23 protein-coding genes are annotated in these 26,136 nt (G+C 46.2%); 20 read left to right on the top strand and 3 right to left on the bottom strand.

What is annotated here, in order from left to right; all coding sequences use genetic code 11:
• The first annotated feature begins 149 nt into the window (after nt 1–149).
• The 14 genes from OM416_RS13490 (at nt 150) to OM416_RS13425 (ending at nt 14,902) form a co-directional block, all read left to right on the top strand.
• A complete protein-coding gene (locus OM416_RS13490; RefSeq protein ID WP_264929983.1) occupies nt 150–941 on the top strand; it encodes a 3D domain-containing protein in 792 nt (263 codons plus the stop codon).
• 111 nt (nt 942–1,052) lie between these two features.
• On the top strand, nt 1,053–1,262 hold the full coding sequence (locus OM416_RS13485; protein WP_076330277.1) for a hypothetical protein: 210 nt from the start codon (nt 1,053–1,055) through the stop codon (nt 1,260–1,262).
• Nucleotides 1,263–1,460: 198 nt separating this feature from the next.
• Nucleotides 1,461–2,489 (top strand): cell wall-active antibiotics response protein LiaF, encoded by a 1,029-nt coding sequence (gene liaF, locus OM416_RS13480; protein WP_264929980.1) that lies wholly within the window; start codon nt 1,461–1,463, stop codon nt 2,487–2,489.
• 3 nt (nt 2,490–2,492) lie between these two features.
• Nucleotides 2,493–3,518, top strand: coding sequence for a HAMP domain-containing sensor histidine kinase (locus OM416_RS13475; RefSeq protein ID WP_264929978.1), 1,026 nt, complete (start codon nt 2,493–2,495; stop codon nt 3,516–3,518).
• Nucleotides 3,519–3,536: 18 nt separating this feature from the next.
• A complete protein-coding gene (locus OM416_RS13470) occupies nt 3,537–4,199 on the top strand; it encodes a response regulator (protein ID WP_264929976.1) in 663 nt (220 codons plus the stop codon).
• Nucleotides 4,200–4,347: 148 nt separating this feature from the next.
• On the top strand, nt 4,348–6,015 hold the full coding sequence (locus OM416_RS13465; protein WP_264929974.1) for a S1C family serine protease: 1,668 nt from the start codon (nt 4,348–4,350) through the stop codon (nt 6,013–6,015).
• Nucleotides 6,016–6,187: 172 nt separating this feature from the next.
• The gene (locus OM416_RS13460; protein ID WP_062833477.1) at nt 6,188–6,877 is read left to right on the top strand and encodes a response regulator transcription factor; all 690 of its coding nucleotides are present in this window, start codon (nt 6,188–6,190) and stop codon (nt 6,875–6,877) included.
• A 1-nt stretch (nt 6,878) separates the two neighbouring features.
• The gene (locus OM416_RS13455; RefSeq protein ID WP_169478784.1) at nt 6,879–8,339 is read left to right on the top strand and encodes a sensor histidine kinase; all 1,461 of its coding nucleotides are present in this window, start codon (nt 6,879–6,881) and stop codon (nt 8,337–8,339) included.
• A gap of 67 nt (nt 8,340–8,406) precedes the next feature.
• Nucleotides 8,407–9,360: a 4-hydroxy-3-methylbut-2-enyl diphosphate reductase gene (locus OM416_RS13450; RefSeq protein WP_264929970.1), complete on the top strand. Its 954-nt coding sequence runs from the start codon at nt 8,407–8,409 to the stop codon at nt 9,358–9,360.
• 283 nt (nt 9,361–9,643) lie between these two features.
• Nucleotides 9,644–10,708, top strand: coding sequence for a 3-deoxy-7-phosphoheptulonate synthase (gene aroF, locus OM416_RS13445; RefSeq protein ID WP_264929968.1), 1,065 nt, complete (start codon nt 9,644–9,646; stop codon nt 10,706–10,708).
• A gap of 413 nt (nt 10,709–11,121) precedes the next feature.
• Nucleotides 11,122–12,546 (top strand): type I glutamate--ammonia ligase, encoded by a 1,425-nt coding sequence (gene glnA, locus OM416_RS13440; RefSeq protein ID WP_169478782.1) that lies wholly within the window; start codon nt 11,122–11,124, stop codon nt 12,544–12,546.
• A gap of 239 nt (nt 12,547–12,785) precedes the next feature.
• Nucleotides 12,786–13,874 (top strand): 3-phosphoserine/phosphohydroxythreonine transaminase, encoded by a 1,089-nt coding sequence (serC, locus tag OM416_RS13435; protein ID WP_017689590.1) that lies wholly within the window; start codon nt 12,786–12,788, stop codon nt 13,872–13,874.
• Between the two features lie 138 nt (nt 13,875–14,012).
• Nucleotides 14,013–14,480 carry a tRNA (uridine(34)/cytosine(34)/5-carboxymethylaminomethyluridine(34)-2'-O)-methyltransferase TrmL gene (gene trmL, locus OM416_RS13430; protein ID WP_264929962.1) on the top strand — a complete coding sequence of 156 codons (468 nt, stop codon included), beginning with the start codon at nt 14,013–14,015 and terminating at the stop codon, nt 14,478–14,480.
• A 167-nt stretch (nt 14,481–14,647) separates the two neighbouring features.
• A complete protein-coding gene (locus OM416_RS13425; protein ID WP_036610032.1) occupies nt 14,648–14,902 on the top strand; it encodes an AbrB/MazE/SpoVT family DNA-binding domain-containing protein in 255 nt (84 codons plus the stop codon).
• Between the two features lie 105 nt (nt 14,903–15,007).
• Here OM416_RS13425 and OM416_RS13420 read toward each other — a convergent pair whose 3' ends face one another.
• Nucleotides 15,008–15,919 (bottom strand): serine hydrolase domain-containing protein, encoded by a 912-nt coding sequence (locus OM416_RS13420; protein ID WP_264929958.1) that lies wholly within the window; start codon nt 15,917–15,919, stop codon nt 15,008–15,010.
• 472 nt (nt 15,920–16,391) lie between these two features.
• Here OM416_RS13420 and OM416_RS13415 point away from each other — a divergent pair, with 472 nt between their 5' ends.
• The 6 genes from OM416_RS13415 to OM416_RS13390 all read left to right on the top strand — a co-directional run bounded on the left by OM416_RS13415 (nt 16,392) and on the right by OM416_RS13390 (nt 24,054).
• On the top strand, nt 16,392–17,156 hold the full coding sequence (locus tag OM416_RS13415) for an alpha/beta hydrolase (protein ID WP_264929956.1): 765 nt from the start codon (nt 16,392–16,394) through the stop codon (nt 17,154–17,156).
• Between the two features lie 11 nt (nt 17,157–17,167).
• Nucleotides 17,168–18,127 carry an ABC transporter permease gene (locus OM416_RS13410; RefSeq protein WP_062833485.1) on the top strand — a complete coding sequence of 320 codons (960 nt, stop codon included), beginning with the start codon at nt 17,168–17,170 and terminating at the stop codon, nt 18,125–18,127.
• 18 nt (nt 18,128–18,145) lie between these two features.
• Nucleotides 18,146–19,048, top strand: a complete 903-nt coding sequence (locus OM416_RS13405) for a carbohydrate ABC transporter permease (protein WP_169478778.1) — start codon at nt 18,146–18,148, stop codon at nt 19,046–19,048.
• Nucleotides 19,049–19,101: 53 nt separating this feature from the next.
• Entirely contained in the window at nt 19,102–20,700 is a 1,599-nt protein-coding gene (locus OM416_RS13400) for an ABC transporter substrate-binding protein (protein WP_264929952.1), read from the top strand.
• Nucleotides 20,701–20,794: 94 nt separating this feature from the next.
• Nucleotides 20,795–22,960, top strand: coding sequence for a beta-glucosidase BglX (gene bglX / locus OM416_RS13395; protein ID WP_264929949.1), 2,166 nt, complete (start codon nt 20,795–20,797; stop codon nt 22,958–22,960).
• A 77-nt stretch (nt 22,961–23,037) separates the two neighbouring features.
• The gene (locus tag OM416_RS13390; RefSeq protein ID WP_264929947.1) at nt 23,038–24,054 is read left to right on the top strand and encodes a LacI family DNA-binding transcriptional regulator; all 1,017 of its coding nucleotides are present in this window, start codon (nt 23,038–23,040) and stop codon (nt 24,052–24,054) included.
• Nucleotides 24,055–24,350: 296 nt separating this feature from the next.
• On the opposite strand, the gene OM416_RS13385 is transcribed toward OM416_RS13390, so the two are convergent.
• On the bottom strand, nt 24,351–25,415 hold the full coding sequence (locus OM416_RS13385) for a phosphodiester glycosidase family protein (protein ID WP_264929945.1): 1,065 nt from the start codon (nt 25,413–25,415) through the stop codon (nt 24,351–24,353).
• Complete coding sequence (locus tag OM416_RS13380; protein ID WP_062833490.1) at nt 25,412–25,822, bottom strand: uroporphyrinogen-III C-methyltransferase; 411 nt, start codon at nt 25,820–25,822, stop codon at nt 25,412–25,414. Before OM416_RS13380 ends, OM416_RS13385 begins: the two co-directional genes overlap by 4 nt.
• Between the last annotated feature and the right edge of the window lie 314 nt (nt 25,823–26,136).

The following is a 26,136-nucleotide window of genomic DNA, read 5'->3' as shown; positions in this document are numbered from 1 at the left end:
GTGCATAAGTTGCGCTGATCAATCAGAAAAACGCTTGAATGACATGGGATTGACCAATGTTATTCAGGCGTTTTTTCGTCGTGTTTGTTGTGAAAAGTATAGATTAATTGCTTTTTGGAAAACCTTTGCAGTGAGGGGGAGGTTATACAATGAAAAAGCAATTCTCAATTCAAAAGAGACATATACGGGGTTTACTGGTTGGCTGTGTGATGTTCGCCGGGATGATGATTAACCTGAATCAGGCGGATGCGTATACATTTGAAGAGGAAAGTGCGGTACTGCATGTCGAGAGTCACAACAGTAGCAGTGAAGGTCCAATTATTGAGACTTCGAGCAAGCCTATTCAGGAATTTCCGGAACAGGTCAACGTTCAATACAGTGATGAGGCCCAGCTGACGACGATGGTGTATATGGCTTTACTATGGTCACCACAACCGATGGTCATTCCAAGGCCAGAGGTTCCCGAGAAACAGGTGGGTGATCCGGCTATGCCTGTGCTTGCTCCACGTTCAGAACAGGTGCTGGGCACACAGAAGGTGACAGCAACAGGATATACGGCAGGTGTGGAGTCTACAGGAAAAGGACCTAAACACCCCCAATACGGAATTACGTATTCCGGTGTAAAAGTACGTCGTGATAAAGAAACAGTTTCCACGATTGCAGCTGATCCAAAGTTGTTCCCAATGGGTTCGATTTTGTATATTCCGGGCTATGGATATGGGATTGTTGCAGATACGGGTTCAGCGATCAAAGGCAATAAAATCGATCTGTATTTCCCGACAACGAAGCAAGTGTACAAGGAATGGGGCAAAAAGGATGTGGAGGTACAGGTAATCAGGCAAGGCGCTGGCAAGTGCACAGAAAAGATGCTCAGCGAATTGGCGGATGCAATTGACGTGTACAAATCCGTACCGGACTCCTGGTTGGACAAGGCCATTTAATTTCACATGTTTACATGAATAACTGAAGTGCTCTCTTCACATAATACTGACTGGGGACGAACCCCGCGGTGCAGCAATGCAGCGTAAATATGAAGAGAGAGGTGATTCGTTGTGGCTAAAAAATCACAAGGGTACCAAACGCCAAACGAGAAGTACAATGCAGAGTTTGGAGAAGAGAATGCAGCAGCTAAAGTGAAGCAATCCGCTCAAAACAAAGTACAAGATAATTTCCAAACACCTGATGAAAAATACAATGCCGAGTTTGGTGTAGAAAACACAGGCCAAACAAGCCAAGGCAAAGCATCAAAATACAAAAAATAATTGAAGATTCATTAACTCAAATGATGATTCAGCACCCTGGAGCCATAGCTCTGGGGTGTTTTACATATACGGATTTCTTACAAAAAAATCCTCCCATCTCAGTCTCGAGACCGAGAAGACTTCCATCTGCCGCCGCTGTTCTCATTGTCCTGTCTGAGTTACACTGGATACATAATACAGACGAAGGAGACATGAGCGATGAAACGATCTACGCGTGACCGCTGGTGGGTAGGCATACCTCTTATTGCTATTGGTGCGATGATCTTGTTCAGACAATTGGGATATGACATTGATGTAGGATATATTTTCAGAACATATTGGCCGTTATTTCTAATCTGGTGGGGGGTCAAAGGAATTTCCGAGATTCGTCGCAATGGAGGTTACGCCTTCATTGGACCGGTAATAGTCCTGGCGATCGGTGGCTACTTTCTTGCCCGCAACCTGGGATGGATCGATTACTCCATGGGGGAGTTCATCCGATATCTGATTCCGGTTATGCTGATTGGTGGAGGATTGTTCGTACTAATTGGGCCACGACGTCGTGATCGGAAACATCATGACAAGATGCAGCCACCTCCAGCACCTGAGCAACCTTATAAACCGTTGTCCCCTGAGGATTTGGAGATGCCATCGTCGTTTGACGAACAATTCGAGAAAACATTTGGCAAACCGAAACAGGAACATAAGAACGATCCTCATGTGCCTCATTTCACAGGATCAACGGATTCATCATCACAAGGGCATCAATATAAGAAGAAATATCAATCGTATAACTCCAGTGATACCGGATATGAAGAACAATATGACGATGGCTACGGAAATGGTTATGGAGATTATGGCAGTGGCAATACCATTAATAAATCAGCATTCATTGGTGATCTGTACATGGGACAGGAAGTATTCTCGTTGAAACCGATGAACATCTCGGCTTTTATCGGAGATACCGTGATTGATTTGACCAAAGCACAGATTCCTTATGGGGAGACGAAGATTGTCATTTCTTCATTTATTGGGGATGTGAAAGTATTTGTTCCAGAAGATATGGACCTGGGTGTGACGGTGACGACGAATTCCTTCATTGGAGACATGTCATTGTTGAACCAGAAACGTGGCGGATTCCTGAGTAGTGCCCAGGCTGAAACGGCCCATTATCGTGAAGCAAGCAAAAAGGTGCGGATTATTGTAAGTGTGTTTATCGGAGACGTCAAAGTCAATAAGGTGGGTTAACGCATGATTCGAACCATTCTCAAGGCCAATAAGTGGGAACTGATGATGTATTTTGCGCTAACCGGTCTGATTACGCTGGGTGGATTCTATCTATTGTATGGAGAGGTATTGATGGGGGCTGGTCGTCAGCGGGCATGGACCTATGTTGCCGTTGTTGTGCTGGCCACCGTTATCACCGGATACATTGCTGCTCTGCGCCTTCAGCGCAAGATTGACCTGCTTGATCTCAACATGTTGAAAGTGTCCAAGGGCAATCTGGCGGTACGCATGCCTGAGGCGGATGACGCTTCGTTCGGTCGTGTCTATCAGGAGTTCAATGTCATGATGGATTCGATTGAGAAAAAGATGAGACTGCTTCAGCGCCTCGGTGAGCAGGAAGTTATTGAGAAGGAGCAAGCCTCGGAGCGGGCTGTGCTTGAAGAACGCAAACGAATGGCAAGAGACCTCCATGACACGGTTAGCCAGCAGCTGTTTGCGATGCATATGTCGGCTTCGTCCTTGCCGCGTCTGCTGGAGATGAATCCGGAACATGGCGGTAAAGTACTGGACCAGTTGATCCAGATGTCACATATTGCACAGCGTCAAATGCGTGGACTCATTGCCCAACTTCGACCAGTGGAGCTGGAAGGACGTGATCTCTCGGCGGCACTGGATAGCTGGTTTCCTGATTATTGCAGGCAGAATGGCCTCAAAGGTGTGAAAGAGCTGGAACTGGATGGCGGAATCTCGGATGCCATTGAGCACCAGCTGTTTCTTGTTATTCAGGAGGCGGTTGCGAATGTCGTGAAGCATGCAGAGGCAGGACTGGTCAGTCTGTCCATACGAGAGAGTGAACATCAGATCAGCATGAGCATCAGCGATGATGGCCAGGGATTTTTACAGCAAGCCGAGCGTCCAGGGTCATACGGATTATCCACCATGCGTGAACGAGCGGAGAAGCTTGGGGGGCAAGTTCAGATTATATCGAAGCCGGGAGCGGGAACAACGGTACGGGTATTCATCCCGAAATTCCCGAACGTACCTGAGTGAACTAGAGGGGGAGACGGAATGAGCGGTAAAGTAAACGTGATGATTGTGGATGACCATGATATGGTGCGAATGGGGTTGAAAACGTATCTGATGCTGGAACCTACTTTTCATGTGATGGGAGAAGCGGGCCATGGACAGGATGCGCTAGATCAGTTACGTAAGTTAAATGATAATGAAATGCCGGACCTGATCCTGATGGATCTGATGATGCCTGTTATGAATGGTGCTGAAGCGACACAGGCCATCATGAATGAATTCCCGAAGATGAAGATTGTGATGCTCACGAGTTTCCTGGAGGATGATCTAGTTGTTCAAGCGATTGAAGCCGGAGCGGTCAGTTATGTGCTGAAGACGGTCTCTGCCGAAGAACTTATCTATGCTCTTCAAGGAGCCTATAGAGGCATGCCTGTGATGACAGGTGATGTGTCGCAGGCCTTAACTCGGGGAATCAGGCAGCGTACGGCGAGAGAGAGTGAATCAGGTCTGACTGAACGGGAGAAGGAAGTGCTGTTGCTTATTGCAGAGGGAAAGACCAACAAAGACATTGGAGAAGAATTACATATCAGTATCAAAACCGTCAAAACACATGTGAGTAATCTACTGATGAAATGTGAGATGGATGATCGTACACAATTGGCTATCTATGCGCATCGTCAGGGCTGGGTGAAAACGAAAGGGTAAAATGCTGTCATGACGGGGAAAATAATCTATTCTTACGTGCTTTTATCTCCTTTTTAATTGTTTTTAAGGTACGGTTAAGGTTTAAAGTACAAAATAAGGACAGTTAAAGAATATCTCTTGGGAATAAGAGATTGGGAGGTAGAGAGGCATGGACGAACGTAATTATAGATCGAACCGTCAAGACGAGGAAAATGAAACCAAACAAACGGAGAACCGCAATTCTTCCGGAACGGACGAATCCTCCTATTATTATTCTTATGGACCTTTTCAGTCCGTGAATCAGGAAGATACAGCAAATCACATGGGAAGCAATAATCAGCGTGAAGAAGGTAATGTAGAGATTACAAAACCTGATCCAGTGAGACCCGTACCTACTTACTATAATAGTGAATCATCCGAGCAAGCGAAAAGATCCTCCGGAGGCGGCGGAAACGGCTCAGGTAACGGTGGAGATCAAGGGAATGGCGGCAAAGGCAACTGGAATTATAATAACCGCAAGCCACGTTCTTCCGTAAGATCACTTCTGTTCTCCTTTATTGCCGGCATGCTGGTCATTACCGTTCTCATGTACACAGCCGACAGAACGAACATGTTCACACCGGAGACTGCACTTACGAACACAGGCAATGAAAGCTCGGGACAGGAAGCGTCCACGAACACAGGCGGAGGCAACAATGTGACAGCGTCGTTACTGCCAACAGGCAAAGAAGACGTTTCTTCCGTAGTAACGAGTACAAGTCCAGCAGTCGTCAAAATCGAAACACTCGCGAAACAGTCCTCACGCACAGGTACTGGTCAGGGTGGATCCAATACAAGCGATCCGTTGTACCAATACTTCTTTGGTAATGGAACGGAAGGCAATCAAGGCCAGAGCCAGCAGCAACAACAGCAAAGCAGTAATCAGTTGGTTCCACTAGGCATTGGTTCTGGATTTATTTTTGACAAAGAAGGATATATCCTGACGAACCAGCACGTGGTTCAGGGTGCAGATGTGATTCAGGTTACGCTGGAGAACAACAGCAAGCCTTATGAAGCGAAACTGCTCGGAAGCAGCTTTGATCTGGATTTAGCGGTATTGAAAATTGAGAAAAACAGTGGTGACGATGCGTTCCCTGTAGCTCCACTGGGCGATTCCAACAGTACTCAAGTCGGTGAATGGCTTGTAGCTATTGGTAACCCTGAAGGCTTCGAACACACCGTTACAGCAGGTGTGCTGAGTGCCAAAGAACGTACGATCAGTATTCCGGATGAAGAAACAGGCAAAACACGTGAATATAGCCACTTGCTGCAAACGGATGCTTCCATTAACCCGGGTAACTCCGGTGGTCCGTTGCTTAACCTGAACGGGGAAGTTATCGGGATGAACGTTGCAGTCAGTGCAGATGCACAAGGAATTGGTTTTGCGATCCCATCAAGCGTCATCTCGGAAGCTGTTAAATATCTTAAAGAGAACAAAGAAGTTCCCAAAGAGCCAGTACCATTTATCGGTGCATCTCTGATGGCTCTTACTCCTGAAGTCGCTAAACAAATGGGAACAGATGTGACCGAAGGTTCTGTCGTAGCCAGCACGATCTTCCAATCACCGGCTTACCAAGCAGATCTTCGTGCATATGACATCATCACAGGCGCCAACGGTACGCCGTACGCCACAAGTCAGGATCTGATTGATTTTATCAAGAAACAGGAAATCGGCAGTGAAGTGACACTGAACGTGGTTCGTGACGGTAAGAAAATGGATCTGACAATTAAAATCGGCAACAAAAATGATTTTGATACTTCACAAACAACGGATACACAACAGCAGCAACAACCATAATATTGGATTAAGGATTGGCAGAACGGAAGGGTTTGAAGGCCCTTCCGTTTTTTTGCCCTGAACTAACGGGATAACAATGGAGCACCCTTGAATGAAGACTTTTACTTGAAGATGCAGATTGTGCTTCTGCCTGTTACAATGGGATAAAACGTTAGGATAAAGGAGAAAGACCATGCGCTCAACTATTTTGATTGTGGATGACGACGAAAAAATTGTGTCCATGCTCCGCCGTGGGCTGGCTTTTGAAGGATATGAGGTACAGACCGCTTCCAATGGAGCTGAAGGTCTTAGCAAACTGATGGACAAAGAGCCGGACATCGTTGTATTGGATGTGATGATGCCGCAGATTGACGGATTTGAGGTATGTCGCAGATTGAGGGAAGCAGGAAGCAAAGTGCCTGTGCTGATGCTTACGGCCAAGGATGAAGTACAGAGTCGAGTGACTGGACTGGATACAGGGGCCGATGACTATCTCGTGAAGCCGTTTGCGTTGGAAGAATTATTGGCACGTGTCCGCGCTTTGCTGCGCCGCAAGTCAGATATCGCGGGTACACCAGACAATCGTCTGATGTATGAGGATATTATTCTGGACAATGACTCACGTGAAGTCGTGCGAGATGGTCAACGTCTGGAACTGACTGCCAAGGAATTCGAACTGTTGAATCTGTTTATGCAAAATCCAAGACGGGTACTGTCCCGCGATCTGATTATGGACAAAATCTGGGGTTACGATTATAGCGGGGAGTCTAACGTGCTTGAAGTGTACATTGCCATGCTTAGACAAAAGACTGAAGAATACGGTGGCAAACGTCTAATCCAGACCATCCGGGGAGCCGGTTATATTCTGAGAGGTGACTCCTGACATGTCCATTCGGTTAAGACTAACCGCATGGTATTCTGGTATCCTGGCCGCCGTGCTTATTTTTTGGGGCGTTGTGATCTATGCCTTTGTTTATTTTAACTCCTACCAGGAAGTTGAACAGCAATTGAAGGTCAAGAGTGCCCGGATTACAGAGCAAATTGGTGTAAATCCACTTTCGCAGTCGCTGGATCTGGACCCATTTACAGAGAGCCAGCTTCAGGAGGCACAAATTTACATTCAACTCTGGGATTATCAGAGCCGTTCGGGCAGAATTTCCGGTAATATGGAGAAATTAGGGATTCAATTTCCGGTATTGAAATCCAATGAAATTCTCAAGGAGCGGGGAATATCCAAGATCTATGTGGATGGGACGCCGTTTCTGGTGAATCAATTGCCTCTGTCTCTTCAGGGAACCAATGAAGTCAGAGGAATTCTTCAGGTAGGTGCCAATGTAAGTTCACAGGAGCGCTTGCTGGAGGCATTGCTTAATATTTTGGTTTTTGGATGGCTCGTGGCGATGGCATTGGCTATAACCTCAGGTCTTGTTCTGGCCCGGAAGTCGATGCGTCCACTCGTGAATGTCATAGATGCTGCGAATCAGATCCAATCCGGTGATGATCTTAGTGTGCGAATTCAATATGCAGGACCGAAGGATGAGATCGGGCGTCTGATTGAAACGGTCAACAATATGCTTGAACGTACAGAATTATCCTTCCGCGGGTTGGAGGAGACGAATGCGGCCCAACGCCGCTTTGTATCCGATGCCTCACATGAACTGCGTACGCCGCTGACCACCATTCGCGGGAACGTGGACTTCCTGAAGAAGCTGTGGGATCAGGAGGGCACCGACCGACCGAATTTGGATGAAGAAACGGTAAGACAGATGTCCGTCGAGGCGTTGGAAGACATGGCCGATGAAGGTAAACGTATGAGCAGATTGATCAGTGACATGTTGTCATTGGCGAGAGCGGATACAGGTCAGAAAATTGAACTGAATCCGGTACCACTACAGATATTGGTGCAGGAAGTCGCGCGAAGATCGCAATTCCTGGATCACCATGCAGACTGGCGCCCGGGTGATCTGTCGATTCTTAATGGTATCTATGTGAACGGCAGCAAGGATTATTTGCAACAGATGCTGTTTATTTTCATCGAAAATGCGTTTAAATACACGCCAGAAGGCTCCGTGACACTGGATGCCGTATTGTACAAAGGTCAGGTAGGACTACGCATCAGCGACACCGGTATTGGGATGGATCGGGACGAAGTGCCGTTCATCTTTGATCGCTTCTATCGGGCAGATGAATCCCGCGGGGCTACACCTGGCATAGGTCTGGGACTTTCGATTGCCAAGTGGATCATTGAGGAACACCATGGATCGGTTGAGGTTGTGACCAGACGTGGAGAAGGAACCACCTTTATTATCTGGTTGCCGGTTGTCTTTGCTCCGCCTATCGAATAAAGGTATAATAGACAGGACTGCAATTACATCGGCAACGTTGCCGAGAAAGAAAGCGGGTGGCAACCAAGTGGAAGTACTGCGAATTTCACCGCGGGGATATTGTTACGGCGTTGTGGATGCGATGGTGCTCGCGCGTCAAGCGGCACGCAATCTGGATTTACCACGACCTATTTATATATTGGGTATGATTGTGCATAACCAACATGTGACGGATTCCTTTGAAGATGAAGGTATTATTACATTGGATGGTCCGAACCGGATGGATATTTTGAGCCAAGTGGAGAGTGGCACGATTATTTTCACAGCTCACGGCGTTTCTCCAGAAGTGCGCAAGCTGGCACGGGATAAAGGTTTGACGACAGTGGATGCAACATGCCCTGATGTAACCAAGACCCATGATCTCATTCGGGAGAAGACGGCAGAAGGTTATCAGATCATCTATATCGGTAAAAAGAATCATCCTGAACCAGAGGGGGCTGTTGGCGTTGCGCCAGACCTCGTTCACCTGATCGAGAAGGAAGAAGAGATCAATGGACTGAACGTTCCTCCAGGCAAAATTCTTATTACGAATCAGACAACGATGAGCCAATGGGATATCAAGCATATTATGAGCCGTCTGTTGGAGAAGTTTCCGGGCGCAGAGATTCACAATGAAATCTGCCTGGCGACTCAAGTCCGTCAGGAAGCTGTCGCTGAACAGGCGGGGCAGTCTGATCTGGTTATTGTTGTAGGTGATCCTCGCAGCAATAACTCTAACCGTCTGGCACAAGTGTCGGAGGAAATCGCGGGGGTTACGGCCTACCGTGTATCCGATGTGGCAGAGATTCAGCAAGAATGGCTGAAAGGTGTAAATAAGGTGGCGGTTACTTCGGGTGCTTCAACACCAACACCGATTACGAAGGAAGTCATCCTTTATCTGGAGCAGTATGAACATGACAAGCCGGAGACGTGGGAAATTAAGCGTACCGTGAACATGAGCAAACTGCTGCCACCAGTTAGAGAAAAAACACGTACACCTTAGGGAACTGTAAAAGTAAGTCTAAGTGTATGTGAATTGCAAACGAGAAGTGAATGAGAAGAATCCTGTTACGCGGAACCGAATTCGGAGCCTGCGGAGCAGGGTTCTTTTTGTATAGGGATAAGGAATGTGTACCTTGACGCAATAGGAGAACTATGGTATATTTACTTTAACGGATAAAAGCTTAAAAGCGAACAAGCGTTTAAGTGCGACAGAGTTTTCAGATTTAATCAGACGCACGTTAAGAAATTATTGTGCTCTCATACAAGGAAGGATGGGAATTAATATGATCGTTATTGCAGGCAAGGCTACTCCGGAGGAACAGATTCAGGATATCGTTGCAGCTATTGAAAAAGAAGGGCTTCAGGTACACATCTCTCGCGGAGAGGATCGTACTATCATTGGTTTGATTGGCAAAGTTGAACCTAAAATGCAGGAGCATCTTCGCCAAATGAAAGGTGTCGAGAATGTCGTTAAAATCTCGAAGTCCTACAAATTGGCAAGCCGTGACTTCCACCCGGAAGATACAGTGATCTCCATCAAAGGTGTAGATATCGGCGGGAAAGAACTTGTTGTCATGGGCGGACCATGTGCGGTTGAATCCGCTGCGCAGATTGATGAGATTGCCGGGCTTGTGAAAGCTGCTGGTGGGCAAGTGTTGCGTGGGGGAGCATTTAAGCCTCGTACGGGTCCTTACAGCTTCCAGGGAACGGGCGTAGAGGGATTGATCATGATGGCGGAAGCAGGCAAGAAACATGATCTGCTGACCATTACAGAAGTCATGACACCTGAGTATGTGGATATTTGCGCCGAGTACGCAGATATTCTGCAAGTAGGTACACGTAACATGCAGAACTTTGACCTGCTCCGCAAATTGGGCGAGTGTGGCAAACCGGTATTGTTGAAACGTGGCTTCAGTGCGACATACGATGAATTGTTGAATGCGGCTGAATACATTCTTGCGGGTGGTAACCCGAATGTCATGCTGTGTGAGCGTGGTATTCGTACGTTTGAATCCTACACACGGAATACGCTTGATCTGTCCGCAATTCCTGTTCTGCAGTCTCTGAGCCATTTACCAGTTATTTCAGACCCGAGCCATGGTACTGGGCGCCGTGAACTGGTGGAACCGATGACGAAAGCTTCTGTTGCTGCGGGTGCTAATGGCCTGATCATTGAGATGCATACCGATCCGGATAACTCTATGACAGGAGATGGTGTGCAGTCCTTGTTCCCTGACCAATTCGCCAACCTGCTGCAGGATCTGGAGAAATTGGCACCAATCGTGGGTAAATCATTCAGTACAGCCAAACAACCGGCAGAATTTTTCCCGGCACGTGTAGGAGTGTAATAAGAATTTCATAGTCAAGGTCTGGATCATCATCCGGGCATCTCCTCTGGTCTCGTTCATTGCAACGGAATCAGATAGATGCTCGGTTTTTTGCATATTTTGCAGTTTTGAACGTATTTATTAATCAATAGTGATAAGAAACATTTATGATGTGAAGTTTTTTCCATGATTTAGGTTAAAATAGGGGTCGCTTTACCGCATTAAACCAGTTAAATATATATAAAAATAGTTGTTATATGAATTTATGTTATTTATAAAGTGTGAGTATATCTAACATCCCTTCAAAAAATACCTTACATAAGTATTGACGATGTCATGTTTTAAAATTTATAATGACGACAGAAAAAAATTCGAATTTAGACATTTTCTTAGTGGGGTTGTTTAATGTTCGGAATATTTGGGAGGACGAATACATGTCGGTTGAAAACGTATTGAAATCAATTCAAGAGAACAACATCGAGTGGGTAGATTTTCGTTTTGTAGATTTAGCTGGTCGTGCACATCACATCTCGTTGCCAGCTTCGGCTGTTGATGCAGACACGTTCGTAAATGGAGTAGCTTTTGACGGTTCTTCTATCCAAGGTTTCCGCGGAATTGAAGAGTCCGATATGGTTATGATGCCAGATCCTGAAGCGACTTATGTCGATCCGTTCACTGCACACCCTACATTGAATGTTATGTGTGATATCTTCACTCCGGATGGCGAGCGTTATGAGCGTGACCCACGTAGCATCGCTGTTAAAGCAGAAGCTTATTTGCAAGAGAGCGGTGTAGGTACAGCGGCATTCTTCGCACCTGAATCCGAGTTCTTCATCTTCGACGATGTACGTTATGAGAGCGGCACGAATAGCTCTTCCTACTTCGTAGATTCCGAAGAAGCTTCTTGGAACACAAACCGCAAAGAAGAAGGCGGAAACCTGGGCTTCAAAGTTCGCACTAAAGGCGGATATGTTCCAGTAGCGCCAGTGGATACACAACAAGACATTCGTAGCGAAATGTGTCGCCTTTTGGAAGAAGCAGGCCTGTCGATCGAGCGTCATCACCATGAAGTGGCGACAGCGGGTCAAGCCGAAATCAACTTCCGTTTTGATACACTGAAGAAAACAGCAGATAACCTGCTTGCATACAAATACATCGTGCACAACACTGCACGTCAATATGGTAAAGTAGCGACATTCATGCCAAAACCATTGTTCGGTGATAATGGTAGCGGAATGCACGTTCACCAATCCATCTTCGATGGCGATTCCCCATTGTTCTATGACAAAACGGGATATGCTAACCTGAGTGAAATGGCTTTGCACTACATCGGAGGTATCTTGTACCATGCTCCGGCACTGATCGCTTTGACTAACCCTAGTACGAACTCGTTCAAACGTCTCGTACCTGGTTACGAAGCACCAGTAAACTTGGTTTACTCCAAAGGTAACCGTTCTGCAGCAGTTCGTATTCCGGTTGCAGCTGTGACACCTAAAGGTTGTCGTATCGAGTTCCGTACACCTGACTCCACAGCTAACCCATACTTGGCATTCTCCGCAATGCTGATGGCTGGTCTGGATGGAATCAAACGTAAAATCAACCCAACTGAGCTTGGATATGGTCCGCTCGACAAAAACATCTATGACCTGTCTGATGCAGATAAAGAAAACATCCGCAGTGTACCAGCTTCCCTCGAAGAAGCACTGGATGCATTGGCAGCTGATAACGAGTTCTTGACTGAAGGCGGCGTATTCACGAAAGAATTCATTGAAAACTACATCAACCTCAAACGTGATGAAGCAAAAGCAGTAGCGATCCGCATTCATCCGCACGAGTACAGCCTATACTTCGACTGCTAATCAGTCGGGGTCGGAACAGCTCTTGTTCCAACTTAAAGCCTCCGGGACACGCTCTCGGAGGCTTTTCCTTGAATTAAACAATGTAGTGCTTTAACTTTGCAGGGTGATAAAGGAATTTGATGACCTGAATTCAACACTTCAGTGCATATTGCCCTTGAAGCAGATAGAGAATACTGATATCATAGCGATAATATTCACTTAGTATGTCAGAGTTACGGATGGAAAGGGCGGGGGATTTTGTGACAAAAAGAGCGTATAACTTTAATGCAGGGCCTGCGGCGTTACCACTTGAGGTACTGGAGCGTGCACAGGCGGAATTTGTAGATTTTCGTAATACAGGCATGTCGATTATGGAGATGTCTCACCGTGGAGCGGTGTACGAGTCTGTACATAATGAAGCTCAGGAGCGCTTGTTGTCGCTTCTAGGCAATCCAAAAGGATACAAGGTTCTCTTTCTGCAGGGCGGTGCAAGCACTCAGTTCGCGATGCTGCCTATGAACCTGCTCGGAGCAGGACAGACAGCAAGTTACGTAATGACTGGCAGCTGGGCCAAGAAGGCTCTGTCTGAGGCGAAGTTGATCGGCGAGACACATGTTGCTGCATCTTCGGAAGCGGAGAAATTCATGAAATTGCCGGATGTTTCGAATCTGAGTTTGCCGGAACGTACGGCTTATGTGCATCTGACTTCCAACGAAACGATTGAAGGTACGCAATTCAAGTCATTCCCGGATACGGGTTCAGTACCTCTGATTGCGGACATGTCGAGTGATATTTTCTGTAAACCATTCGATCTCAATCAATTCGGCATGATCTACGCCGGTGCACAGAAAAACCTGGGTCCATCCGGAATTACGGTTGTAATTGCTCGTGAGGAGCTGGTGAGCGAATCGCCTAAAACGATTCCAACCATGCTTCGTTACAGCACACATGTAGACAACAACTCCCTATACAATACGCCACCTTCCTTCTCCGTATATATGGTGAATGAAGTATTGAAGTGGATTGAAGAACAGGGCGGACTGGCTGGTATTGAGCAAAAAAATACGAAAAAAGCGGAATTGCTCTATAACACAATTGATTCTTCCGGTGATTTCTACCGTGGTTGTGTGGAAGTAGAAGATCGTTCCCTCATGAATGTAACCTTCCGTCTTGCTTCTGAGGAACTGGAGAAAAAGTTCATTAAAGCATCCGAGGAAGAAGGATTCGTAGGTCTGAAAGGACATCGCAGTGTCGGTGGTCTCCGTGCCTCCATTTACAATGCTGCTCCTTATGAGAGTGTTAAGGCACTTACAGACTTCATGAGCCACTTCCAGAAGACAAATGGATAATTAGTATAGGTACTGTGTCATGGACCTTCGTGTCTAATCCTGTGCCTTACCAGAGCCTTCCACATTGACGTGTGGAGGGCTTTTCTTTAAGATTAGAGGGTTGTCGTCAACATGAAATGAAAAGGAGATTGAACACATATGGCTTTACACATCGTTCTGGTTGAACCAGAAATTCCGGCAAACACAGGGAATATTTCGCGTACTTGTGCGGCAACCGGTACCCATCTGCATCTCGTGCGTCCACTTGGATTTCGAACAGATGATGCTACATTGAAACGAGCAGGGCTGGATTACTGGCATGCCGTTCATATTGAATACCACGATTCATTCGAAGAGGTTCAGGAAAAATATTCGGAAGGTCGTTTCTTCTACGCAACTACGAAGGCCAAGAATCGATACAGTGATTTTAAATTTCAAGATGGGGATTTCCTTGTCTTTGGTAAAGAGACTAAAGGCCTGCCGCCTGAATTAATTGCTGCGAATCCTGACACATGTATGAAAATGCCAATGACTGGTGACGTTAGATCATTAAATCTGTCCAATTCGGCAGCAATTATTGTGTATGAAGCATTGCGTCAGCTTGATTTTCCGGGGTTAGAGGGTTAAATTCGGGTTATTAATGACGGCTAGAATTCGGTAAAAAAACATTTTTCAAAAAAAAGGACAAAAAATGTTTATTTCCAGCAGGATTCGACAAAATGTTGGCGAATCTATAAACATAGTACAAATGTACCTAGAAATTTAGAGTAAGATAGGAGAGGTGTGCCGTAGCTATGAAGCCAGCTGGAGTAGTTCGCAAAGTTGACCAATTAGGTAGGATCGTATTGCCTAAATCTTTGCGTAAAAGGTATCAAATGAACGAGGGAGATCCTGTAGAGATCTTAGTACAAGGGGACCATATTATCTTGGAGAGATATCGTCCAAAATGTATTTTCTGCGGCTCCATCGAGGAAGTCAACGAGTTCAAAGAGCGTTACATATGCGCACAATGTTTAGATGAAATGACTCAGCTTCCACAGCACGGGTAAGAAATCACGTCATGGGGTCCATTGACCCCGTGGCGTTTTTTTTGTTTTAATATCCAGCCGATGGTACGGTTCGATATGAACAAAAGGAAAATACGTAAACTTGCGTTAAAAGCATATAGGTAAAATCTCATCCCATACGGCATTCAGGATGCCTTGCATATTTTCTTCCTCACTGTTAATACATATGACAGCTTCCCTTGAGGGAAGGATGATACACAACTGTCCATAGGCGCCATCGGCGCGGTAAGCATCATGGGAACACATCCAGAACTGATACCCATAACCTTTTCCCCAATCACCGTCTCCAGTCGTTTCGATCTGTCTGGACGTAGCTTGTCTAATCCAATCCGCAGGTACAAGCTTTGTGCCTTCCCAGAGGCCCTCCTGCAGCAGTAATTGTGCAAATCGACTTAGTTCCTCATTGCTTATGCAAAGACCAGCACAGCCGAGTGTTACCCCCAGTGGAGAGGTTTCCCACTCTACATCATGAATGCCAAGCGGCTCAAATAACCGTGGAGTCAGGTAATCTTTCACGGTTTGGCCGATAGCAGCCTGCAGCATGGCCGAGATCATAAACGTATCGCCACTGCTGTAAGTAAATTGTTCTCCAGGCATTCGGTCCAGAGGCAGCGACATGTAATATTTCGCCCAATCCTTCTCGGTCAACGAAGCTCGTTCATCCGCCCAAAGAGGCGGCGAGTCATGGCCTGAAGACATTCGGAGAAGGTCGCGTAACTTCAGTTCCCGCGGCGAGGGGAGATAGTGCTGTGCAATGGGTACATGATCATAAGAGAAATAATCACCAAGTGTGGCATCCAGATGTATCAGACCTTCTTCAAGTGCAAGTCCAACAGCCATACAGGTGAAGGATTTGCTAATGGAATGTTGTACCCGGCGCTGATCCTTATCACGATCCCAATGGGCAAACAGATGTCCTTTTTGTAATATGCGAATGGAGAAAACGTTCAATTGCTGCTCAGTAATCGTTTGGATGAAGCCTTCGAGTTTCTCAGACATATTAACCTCCCTAATATCAGGTGAAACCTGAGTAAAATCGGTTGGTGAAACGTTTCCGTAATTCGATTGTAAAATCAGAACCCATGTTAGTATAAACCTGGTTTGGTGTCAATTAAAGTTGTAATAGCACTGACTAAAATTTCATTTTTTCGCAATAATAGTGTCTTTGGGCGCAAATTCAGGCTTTAAAAAGCATGTTTTCGAGAAAATAACGCGAAATTTGTAAAAAGGTTATTGACAGGATTTACTCATCGGGCTTATGATTTATTCGAAACGATTCGAAGAAATCGCTTCCACATCAAAAGTGTTGTAATGAAGTCCATGTGAATCAACGTTGGCTATGTTTTGAAACGATTCGAGAAAATCGTTTCGATAACCCATCGTAATACAAGGGAATCTACAACAGCCTGCAATCCAACGCCAGAGAAACGAATGAGTAAAGACAGCAGGCGATGATGAGAGGGGTTACATTATGGCACATATAACGATCGAAACTGGATCGCCAACCTTATGCATGAATACGAGCATACATGTTGTGTCCAGTGACTCCGGAGAGACTTCAGGCGGTACACTATATCTGTTGCACGGGGCAGGCGATAATGCGAGTACCTGGCAGCGGTTAACCACAATTGAGATGTATGCAGCGCAATACGGCTGTACCGTCATTATGCCAGAAGCGAATCGAAGCTATTACACCGATATGGAATACGGCCTGAATTACTTCCACTACATCACTCAGGAGTTACCTGAAGTATGCAAGCGTCTACTCAATCTGAATCCTGATCCGGAGAAAACGTACGTTGCCGGTTTATCCATGGGTGGATATGGTGCACTGAAATGTGGGCTAACTTATCCAGAGCGATATCGCAAAGTAGTGTCTTTATCCGGCGTTACGGATATCCAGACAAGGCTTCATGATCCCCATATGCCAGCGACCATGATCAAGGAAATGAAAGCGGTTTTTGGAGAACGGTTACAGGTGAAAGCCGATCAGGATATTTACAAACTGTCGGCCAAGCTGCTGGAACAGGGTGTACCTTTACCGGATATCCTCAGTTGCTGCGGCGACAGTGACCCCTTCGTGGAGATGAATCGCGATTATGCGAAATACATGGAGGGGGCGGCCTTTGATTTTCGGTATGTGGAGACGCCGGGGGCTCATGAATGGAGATTTTGGGAGCACCACCTGAGAACGATGTTTGATTTTCTGTACAACGACAAGACCACAGTAGAGTGAGGAGATGCAATGTGAAACCTGCAGCCGAAGGACCTAGCAAAAAGCTGAAGGGAAACGTGAAGGGCAATTCGCTCTGGACTGAAATCTGGAAGCACCGAATGACATACACCCTGCTTATTCCGGGGCTTGTCTGGCTAATCCTGTTTGCCTACATGCCGATGGGCGGCCTGTCTCTGGCATTCAAAGATTACAAGGCCAACCTGGGCATCTGGGGAAGTCCATGGAGCGGATTCGAGAACTTCAAATATGTTTTCCGTGATCCGACCTTTATCGACGCAGTATGGCGTACGCTGTACATCAATATTCTGAAACTGATTATTCAGTTCCCGTTCCCGATCATTTTGGCGTTGTTGCTGAATGAATTGCGGATGCGTAGAGGAAAAAAATTGTTCCAAACCGTTCTTACGTTCCCGCACTTCTTGTCCTGGATCATCGTATCCGGCGTAGTCATCAATGTGCTGGCATATGACGGATTGGTAAACAGCGCGCTTGGACTACTCGGATTGCCAACGATTAACTTCCTGGGATCCGAATCCAACTTTGTACCAATGTTGCTGTTAACTGATATTTGGAAATCAAGTGGATGGGGCGCAATTATATTCTTGGCTGCCATTTCCGGTATTGACCAGGATCAGTATGAATCAGCACAGATTGACGGGGCTTCCCGTATGCAACAGATGTTCAGAATTACTTTACCGAACATCCTTCCAACCATCACGATCATGTTTATTCTGTCCGTTGGTGGCTTGATGTCTTCCGGTTTCGACCAGATCTTCAACTTGGCGAATGCCGCTACCAAAAATGTATCGGAAGTACTCGATGTATACATCTATCGGATTACGTTCCAGTCATCAACCGATTTCTCATTCTCGACAGCGGTCAGCTTGTTCCGTTCCCTGGTGAATATGGCCTTGCTGCTTCTTGCTGACAGATTTGCCAAGTGGCTTGGCGGAGACGGTTTGTTCCGATAAGAGAGGAGGAGAAATGAGATGAGCAAGAAAGCTAACAAAAAGCCTAGAATTGGCACGGAAAGAATGACACTTCTCGATTACTTCATATTTGCGATATTACTTGTGCTTGCCTTGATGATTCTGATTCCATTCTGGAATGTCATAATGATCTCGTTTGCAACACAAAAAGAGTATGCTGACAATCCATTTTTGATGTTCCCTAAAGAATTCACATTGGATTCCTATAGAGCGCTGTTCGCTGATGGAACGATTCTGTCGGGGTACAAAAATACAATTATTTTGCTCGCCATCGGCTTGCCGCTCAGTTTGTTCCTGACAACGAGCATGGCGTATGGCCTTAGTCGCAGCAAATTCCCGTTCAAGAAGTTTCTCTTTTTCCTGGTATTGTTCACCATGATTTTCAATGGTGGTATCGTACCGCTGTACCTGATCATGAAATCACTTCATCTTACAGGTACGCTGTGGTCCGTTATTCTGGCGGGAAGCTTCAGTGCTTTTAACATGATTCTGATGATGAACTACTTCTATACCTTGCCTGAATCGCTGATGGAATCGGCGAGACTGGATGGTGCAGGAGAGTGGAGAATTCTGTTCTCTGTTGTTCTTCCGCTGGCTACACCAATTATGGCTACAATCACATTGTTCTACGGTGTGGCCTACTGGAACAGTTGGTACGATGCGATGATATTCCTGCGAAAAGCGGATCAGCTACCGCTGCAGAACGTACTCCGAAATATTATCGTCACATCTCAGACGAACGCATCCAATGCATCCAGTGTGGATGCTGCCCAAGCGAGCAATTTCTCGATGGGTATGAAAATGGCGGCTGTATTTGTAACGATGGTACCGATTATGTGTTTCTTCCCAATGCTGCAAAAGCACTTTGCAAAAGGGGTATTAACAGGGGCAATCAAGACCTGATATACACATAGGATTTGGACTACAAATTCGACTAAAAACATGGGGGTAAAAGCATGGAAACGAACAGAAAGTTGTCAGTTAAATCTCTTTTTGCCATCACACTCTGTCTGTTGATGTTGGTGGTGACAGCTTGTTCCAGTGGTGGTTCTGAAGGTAGCAACGAGAAGGATGCTGAAGGAAATTATACAGATAACCTCACCATCTCCGTAGCAAACCTGACGGAAATTAAAAACGGGAACTTGGATAATGAGTTCCATAAATTCTGGACAGACAAGTTTAATGTAACATGGGATTACAACTATATCGATTGGGATTCATGGGGCGAGAAGCTTCGTCTGTGGATCAACTCTGGCGACTTGCCGGATGTAGCGGTATGGAACTACGTGCATGGCGATGCCATGAACAGTATTGAACAAGGCTTGTTCTACAAATTCCCGGATGACTGGAAAGAACGCTGGCCTAACGTGGCAGCAGCTTACAATTTGACGGGCCTTGGAGACAAGTTGGAAGAGTTGACGGGTGGAACATATGTCCTGCCTAGACCAATCTATTTCGAGAACAAACCGGCTGACCCATTGACGAACCAAATTGGTGTCATTGCGCTTCGTAAAGACTGGGCTGAAGCGGTTGGTTTTGAACTGAAAGATGCTTATACAACAACCGAATTGAACGAATATGCTGCGCTTGTGAAAGAAAAAGATCCAGGCAAAGTTGGTAACAAACTTGTACCTCTGTCTTACAATGCCGGAGATGCGATGACAAACATGATTATGCCGAACAGTGTGCATGCCATGACTGACTCACCGTTCTACAAAGGTGAAGATGGCCAGTTCCACTGGGGACCTTCGGAGCCTGAGACACTTACAGGCCTGAAATTGATGCAAAAAGCGTATAAAGATGGATTGCTCAATCCTGAGTTCTACACATGGAAAAACAATGAAGGTCAAAACAACTTCAAAGTAACAGGTACAGCTGCTGTAACAAGTCTGGGCGGACTAGCTTCGTACAGACAAGGTCTGGATTCCGATATGAGAAAGAATCTGGGTGTAGATAGTGATGAGCTGGTACACACAGCAATCGTAGTGGGCGATGACGGGAAATACCGTAACATGGAGCAAGCTAACTTCTGGTCTGCATTGATCTTCAATCCGGACATCAGTGACGAGAAATTCGAACGGATCATGGATCTGATCGACTACTCAACGACAAAAGAAGGACAGTTGCTCATTAACATGGGCTTTGAAGGAACGGATTGGAAATATGATGAGAACCAAGAACTGGTTAGCTTGTTGCCAGAAGGAACAGTATTGGAAGATAAATATCCAGCACGTTTCGAAGGTCTCTACCTGCTGGGTGACGACTTCAGTGTTGTAAACCCTGCAATCAAAAAGGATTACCGTGATAGAGCTGTGAAATTGTTCGAAGAAAAAGCAAAACTCGGTACAGAAGGCAAATCGCTTGCAACATACGATTGGGATGTCAACCTGTACGATTCCAAAGCTAAGAGTCAAGCTTCATTCGATTACCAGAATGAATATGCCAACCTGATCCTCAAAAACGGAGATCTGGAAGCGAACTGGAAAGAATGGGTAAACAGCAAAATGTCCCTGGTTCAACCTTATCTGGATGAACTGAACAAAGAATTTAAGTAATCGTTCAGTAATTAATTTTGAACCCGGTGCGCGGTCTCTCCCCGAACGCAGCCGGGTTCTTTATTTCAACAACTTGTAGTGGAGGATATTATCGATGAATAACGAGCAGTTGCTAGACCTGGTAAAACAGATGACGTTGGAGGAAAAAACAGCTCAGCTTCTTCAGTTGACTGCCAACTTTTATGAAGGAACGAATGTTGAAGGTCAGATCACTGGACCGATGGAAGAGATGGGAATCACGGAGCAGTCCGTGGATGCCAGTGGCTCGATCCTGGGGTTGTCCGGTGCGCAGGCCATCATTGATGTGCAGCAAGCTTATATGAAGAAAAGCCGTCTGGGTATTCCTCTATTGTTCATGGCTGACGTGGTACATGGATTCAAAACCATTTTCCCGATTCCGCTAGCGATTGGTTGCTCATGGGATACCGAACTCGCTGAGAAAAGTGCTGAAATTGCAGCACGTGAATCGGCTGTATCCGGGTTGCATGTAACCTTTGCACCGATGGTGGATCTGGTTCGTGACCCGCGCTGGGGCCGTGTGATGGAGACGACAGGAGAAGATCCTTATCTGAACAGCTTGTTCGCAGCTGCGTTCGTAAGAGGATATCAAGGAGATAGTTTAAAAGATGAGCCTGATCGCCTTGCTGCCTGTGTCAAACACTTTGCGGCGTATGGAGCGGCTGAAGGTGGTCGGGATTACAATACGGTGGACATGTCCGAGCGTAACTTGCGCGAGTACTATTTGCCAGCGTACAAAGCAGCGTTGGATGCAGGTGTGGAAATGGTCATGACTTCGTTCAATACGGTTGACGGTATTCCGGCAAGTGGCAATGAGAAGTTAATGCGCGGCATTTTGCGTGAAGAGTGGGGCTTTGATGGCGTATTGATCTCGGATTGGGCTTCCATTCGCGAGATGATTGCACACGGTGCTGCGGAAGATGACCGTGAAGCGGCGTATCGTGCCATTCGGGCTGGGGTAGATATGGAAATGATGACACCTTGTTACGTACATCATTTGCCAGAGCTGATTGAGAGCGGTGAAGTGGAAGAAGAACTCATTGATGAAGCCGTTCTGCGAATTCTGCAACTGAAAGAAAAGCTGGGATTGTTCGACAATCCGCTGCGTGCAGCTGATCCTGAACGTGAGCGCGAGATTGTGTTCTCCAAAGAGCATCGTCAGGTATCGTATGAACTGGCAACCAAATCAGCTGTGCTATTGAAAAATGAAGGCAATGTTCTTCCACTTCAACCGGAAGCTAATGTAGCCCTCATTGGTCCTTTTGCACAGAGTCCAGACATTCTGGGTTGGTGGTCCTGTGAAGGGGTTAAGGAAGATGCGGTCAAGCTGGGAACAGCACTACAAGAACGCCTGACGGGTGGGAAAGTTCAATTTGCCCAAGGTAGTGATGTTCATACGATTACAGCTGAGCAGATTGCCGAAGCCCTGGAAGTGGCAAGCAAAGCAGATCTGATTGTTCTCGCTCTGGGTGAAGACTCCGAGATGAGCGGAGAAGGTGGCTCACGTACGGATATCCGTCTGCCAGAAGCCCAATTGGAATTAATCAAACAGCTTAAAGCAGCCGGCAAACCAATTGCTACCGTTATTTTCAACGGACGTCCATTGGATCTGCATGGTGTAATTGATGAATCGGATGCCCTTCTTGAAGCCTGGTTCCCGGGTAGTGAAGGCGGAGCAGCGATTGCAGATGTTCTGACAGGTGTAGTGAATCCATCGGCACGTCTGACGATGTCCTTCCCGCAGTCTGTAGGTCAGATTCCGGTCTATTACAACCATTTCAATACAGGCCGTCCACTGAACCCGGAGAAGACGGAAGAACGTTATGTTTCCAAATACATTGACAGCCCGAATGAACCGTTGCTACCGTTCGGTTATGGTCTCTCTTACACTTCCTTCACTTATGGTGATCTTGAAGTCTCAAGTAATGAGTTGACTGCTGATGAGTCCCTGAGCATCCAGGTACGTGTAACAAACACGGGTGAGCGTGCAGGTGTGGAGACGGTTCAGTTGTATGTTCGTGATGTAACGGGTGAAGTGGTTCGTCCGATGCGTGAGTTAAAAGGATATGTGAAACTTGCACTTGCGCCAGGCGAGACGGGTACAGCCACATTTACATTAAATGAAGAACAGCTTCGTTATCACCATTCGGACTTAAGTCATCGCAGTGATAAAGGCGAGTTCCATGTTCTTGTTGGTGCAAACAGTCGAGATACCCAGAAGAAATCATTCAGACTCGTTTAATCCGGGGGATGGAAATAGTAATGTGTCAGGCCTTTCGTTATGGAAGGCCTGATAAACATAACAGGGGAGCGAAGAATGTGGTCAGTATCAAGGATATCGCCAAACAGGCGGGAGTTTCCATCTCTACTGTGTCATATGCGCTGAATGGCAGCAACAAAGTGACCGATGAGACGAGTTCCAAAATTTTGGCCATTGCCAAAGAGCTGAACTATGTTCCCAATGCCGCTGCAAGAACACTGAAGAAAAGGGAATCCAAAATTCTGGGTGTATTCTTGACCGATTTTAGCGGAGATGTATATGGAGATTTGCTGAGTGGCATGAAAGCTGTATGTAATGCTCAAGGTTATGACCTGATCGTGTGCAGCGGCAAACAATCCCATCGTATGCTTCCAGAACGGATGATTGATGGTGCGATCATTCTGGATCATACGTTTGCGAGTGAGGAACTGATGCAGTATGCCGATCGAGGGCACAAAATCGTTGTATTGGACCGTGAGATGGATCATCCCAACATTAATCAGGTTCTGCTGGACAACAAAGCCGGGGCTACACTTGCGATGGAGCATCTGATTGAACAGGGACACAAGAAGATCTACGTGGTGACGGGACCGGAAGGTTCGTTTGACTCTGTGCAGCGGTTGAAGGCCGTAAGACAGGTCGCTGAACGTGAAGCCGATGTGGAATGGATTGAGATCACGGGAGATTTTGAGAAGAGTGGTGGAGAACGAGCCGCAGATCAGATTGTACAGGTGTATGATGGACCCGCAGCGGTATTCTGCCTCAATGATGAGATGGCCATTGGCCTGTGTGATCGTCTGGCGGAAAGTGTACTTGGTGTTGGGCAGGAGATTGATGTCATCGGATTCGACAATATTGAACTGAGCAAATACGTACAGCCGAGATTGGCAAGCATTGATTATTCCAAACGCAAGTGGGGATCACTCGCTGCCGAACAATTAATCAAAATTATCGCTGGCGAACCCGTCGACCATGAACGAATTTACGTAACATTGGTTGAAGGTGGGTCGGTGAGTGGACCTATTCATTCTGATTCTGTGATATCCATACGGAATGATCGGGCGGTTAGCTATTGATCCCGGTACACCAAGAGACAAGGCTTAGAAGAATTGTATCATTCTTTTAAGCCTTGTCTCTTGCTATTCGAGGGTGAAGCATTAAAAAAAGCCTCTCGGGAGAGAGGCTTGGCCTTTACAGACCTTTTGTTTTGTCATTGTTGTAGGATGAAGTGAGAATGCCTGTAATGAAGAGAGTCAATACGACTGCAATAATCCAGAATGTCAGTGAAAACGACATACCCTTCGCACCTCCTGCACAAGCTCATTTTCTTCTATTATAACCATTATAGGTAGAAAAGAAATGCTTCACCCTATTATTTGTAAAATAAAAAGTGTGTGGGCACCGGTCTGAGGCTGCCATCTGAGGGGTTATTCACAACCCGATTATTCAGAATAAGCGAGGAAGATCCACCGCCATCCAGATTATAGGCGTCGATGACCCCGAGCTTGTACAACCGTCCTTGTAACTCTTCAAGGGTAGCACCGGAACTTCCGCCCTCATTATACCCATCGACCACAATGATTAATAACTGATCGTCTTTATAATTGCCAATGACCGTACGTGGTGCTCGTTTGGGGGATACCTTCCATTTGGCGGGAATCGCGGTTTTACGCCCGTTCTGTAGTAGCACAGGCACAAACGTAGCTCCAAATTGCGGTTGCAGGCGATCCAGGGAGTTTTTGTCGAAGAACTTGCCTCCGACCAGCTTGCCGGCATCGTTAAGTCCTACAAAGAACAGATCTTTGAAACTGGCCTGAAAACCATTCACGTATTTCCCGTCCATGACGGTTGTGCTGAGAGGATACCTTTTGCCACCACTATCAGCAAATCCGCCTGCGTTGATCCCGGCAATTGCACCGTTACGCTTTACAGCCTGCATGGTCGTCTCAGACCGTCCAGGTTCGCTGTCCAGAGCCATCTGCATGGCCGTAGGATCTTTAAGCTTAATCTTCATGGCATAGCCCTTATAGCTGCCAGGATTCACTCTGTACATTTCAATTGTTAATCGGTCACTGTCTACCCGTTCAAATGGAACGCCCAGCTTGGATGAGATACGCTTGTTATAAATGGTTTCTGGGCGATCCGCCTGAGCAGTAGCCTTCTGCACAAGTGTAGACATCGTACTTGTTGTTTTATTATAGAGCTGCGTTGTTCTTTTAATAGAAGAAGAAGTTTGGACAGCAGTGTCTTTTGCCCCGGCAAGCTCTTGGCTAATTGCTTGGGTCCGGGGTGTAATCGTGTCCTCTGACAGTTCGGCAGGAATCAAACCTCCGGGTTCAAGTGGAGGACGAAGCAGCAGCAGGCATAATATCAATCCAACAAAAGGAGCGAGTGCAAGCATAAAAAAACGATTAACCTGTTTGACGGGTGTAATCATTTGAGCAGGTCCATCTTTTTCTGGAGTGTCTCCAGTTGTTTTTTGACTTCGCTCAGCTGGGTATACAGTTTGTTGCTGTTATCCGTTTTGTCACTTGCATTATCCTTGGTAAAAGTCAGCAATTCATTGAAGGATTGCACCTGTCCTTGCAGGTCTGCTACTTCCTTCGATATCGTTGTTAGCTGCTTTTCGTAGTCGGTTTTTAGCGCTGCAATCTGCTGCTGATTATGGGCCTGAAGCTGGTTAATCATCTGTTGCTGGAGATGGTTACTATAATAGTAGGTTCCAACGACTCCTAGTGCAATGAGAACAATCCACATTACCAGAAACAGCTTGATTGAAGATCCGGCCTTGCCTTTGGCGCTCCGGGTGTGATGGATGTCAGAGGGCGGGGCAGATGGTTTCATATCATCACTCCTGGTCATTTATAGGTACAAAAATTTTTCCAGTCCTCATTCTATCATGCCCCTATTGATTACGCAAAAATGAAATTCTTTACTTAATAGAGTAAAAAGAGATTGCATCGGAAGGAAGTCCTAGGATACAATTTCTTATAGATGCAATAAGTAGGAACTTTGGGCAGGTTTTTCGACTTTTTTAGATAGAAATGCAGGAAATTTATACTATATTTTGACCTTTCCGGGCATGGAAAGAGGAACGTCATGGTGTTTTTATAACAAAATACAGTGAAAATAGAGCTTTTTTTACAGCTATATCCTGT

The sequence above is a fragment of the Paenibacillus sp. LS1 genome, assembly GCF_026013365.1.
Taxonomy (GTDB): Bacteria; Bacillota; Bacilli; order Paenibacillales; family Paenibacillaceae; genus Paenibacillus.
The sequence above is the reverse complement of the archived record's forward strand: the minus strand, read 5'-3'. Positions and strand labels throughout refer to the sequence as shown.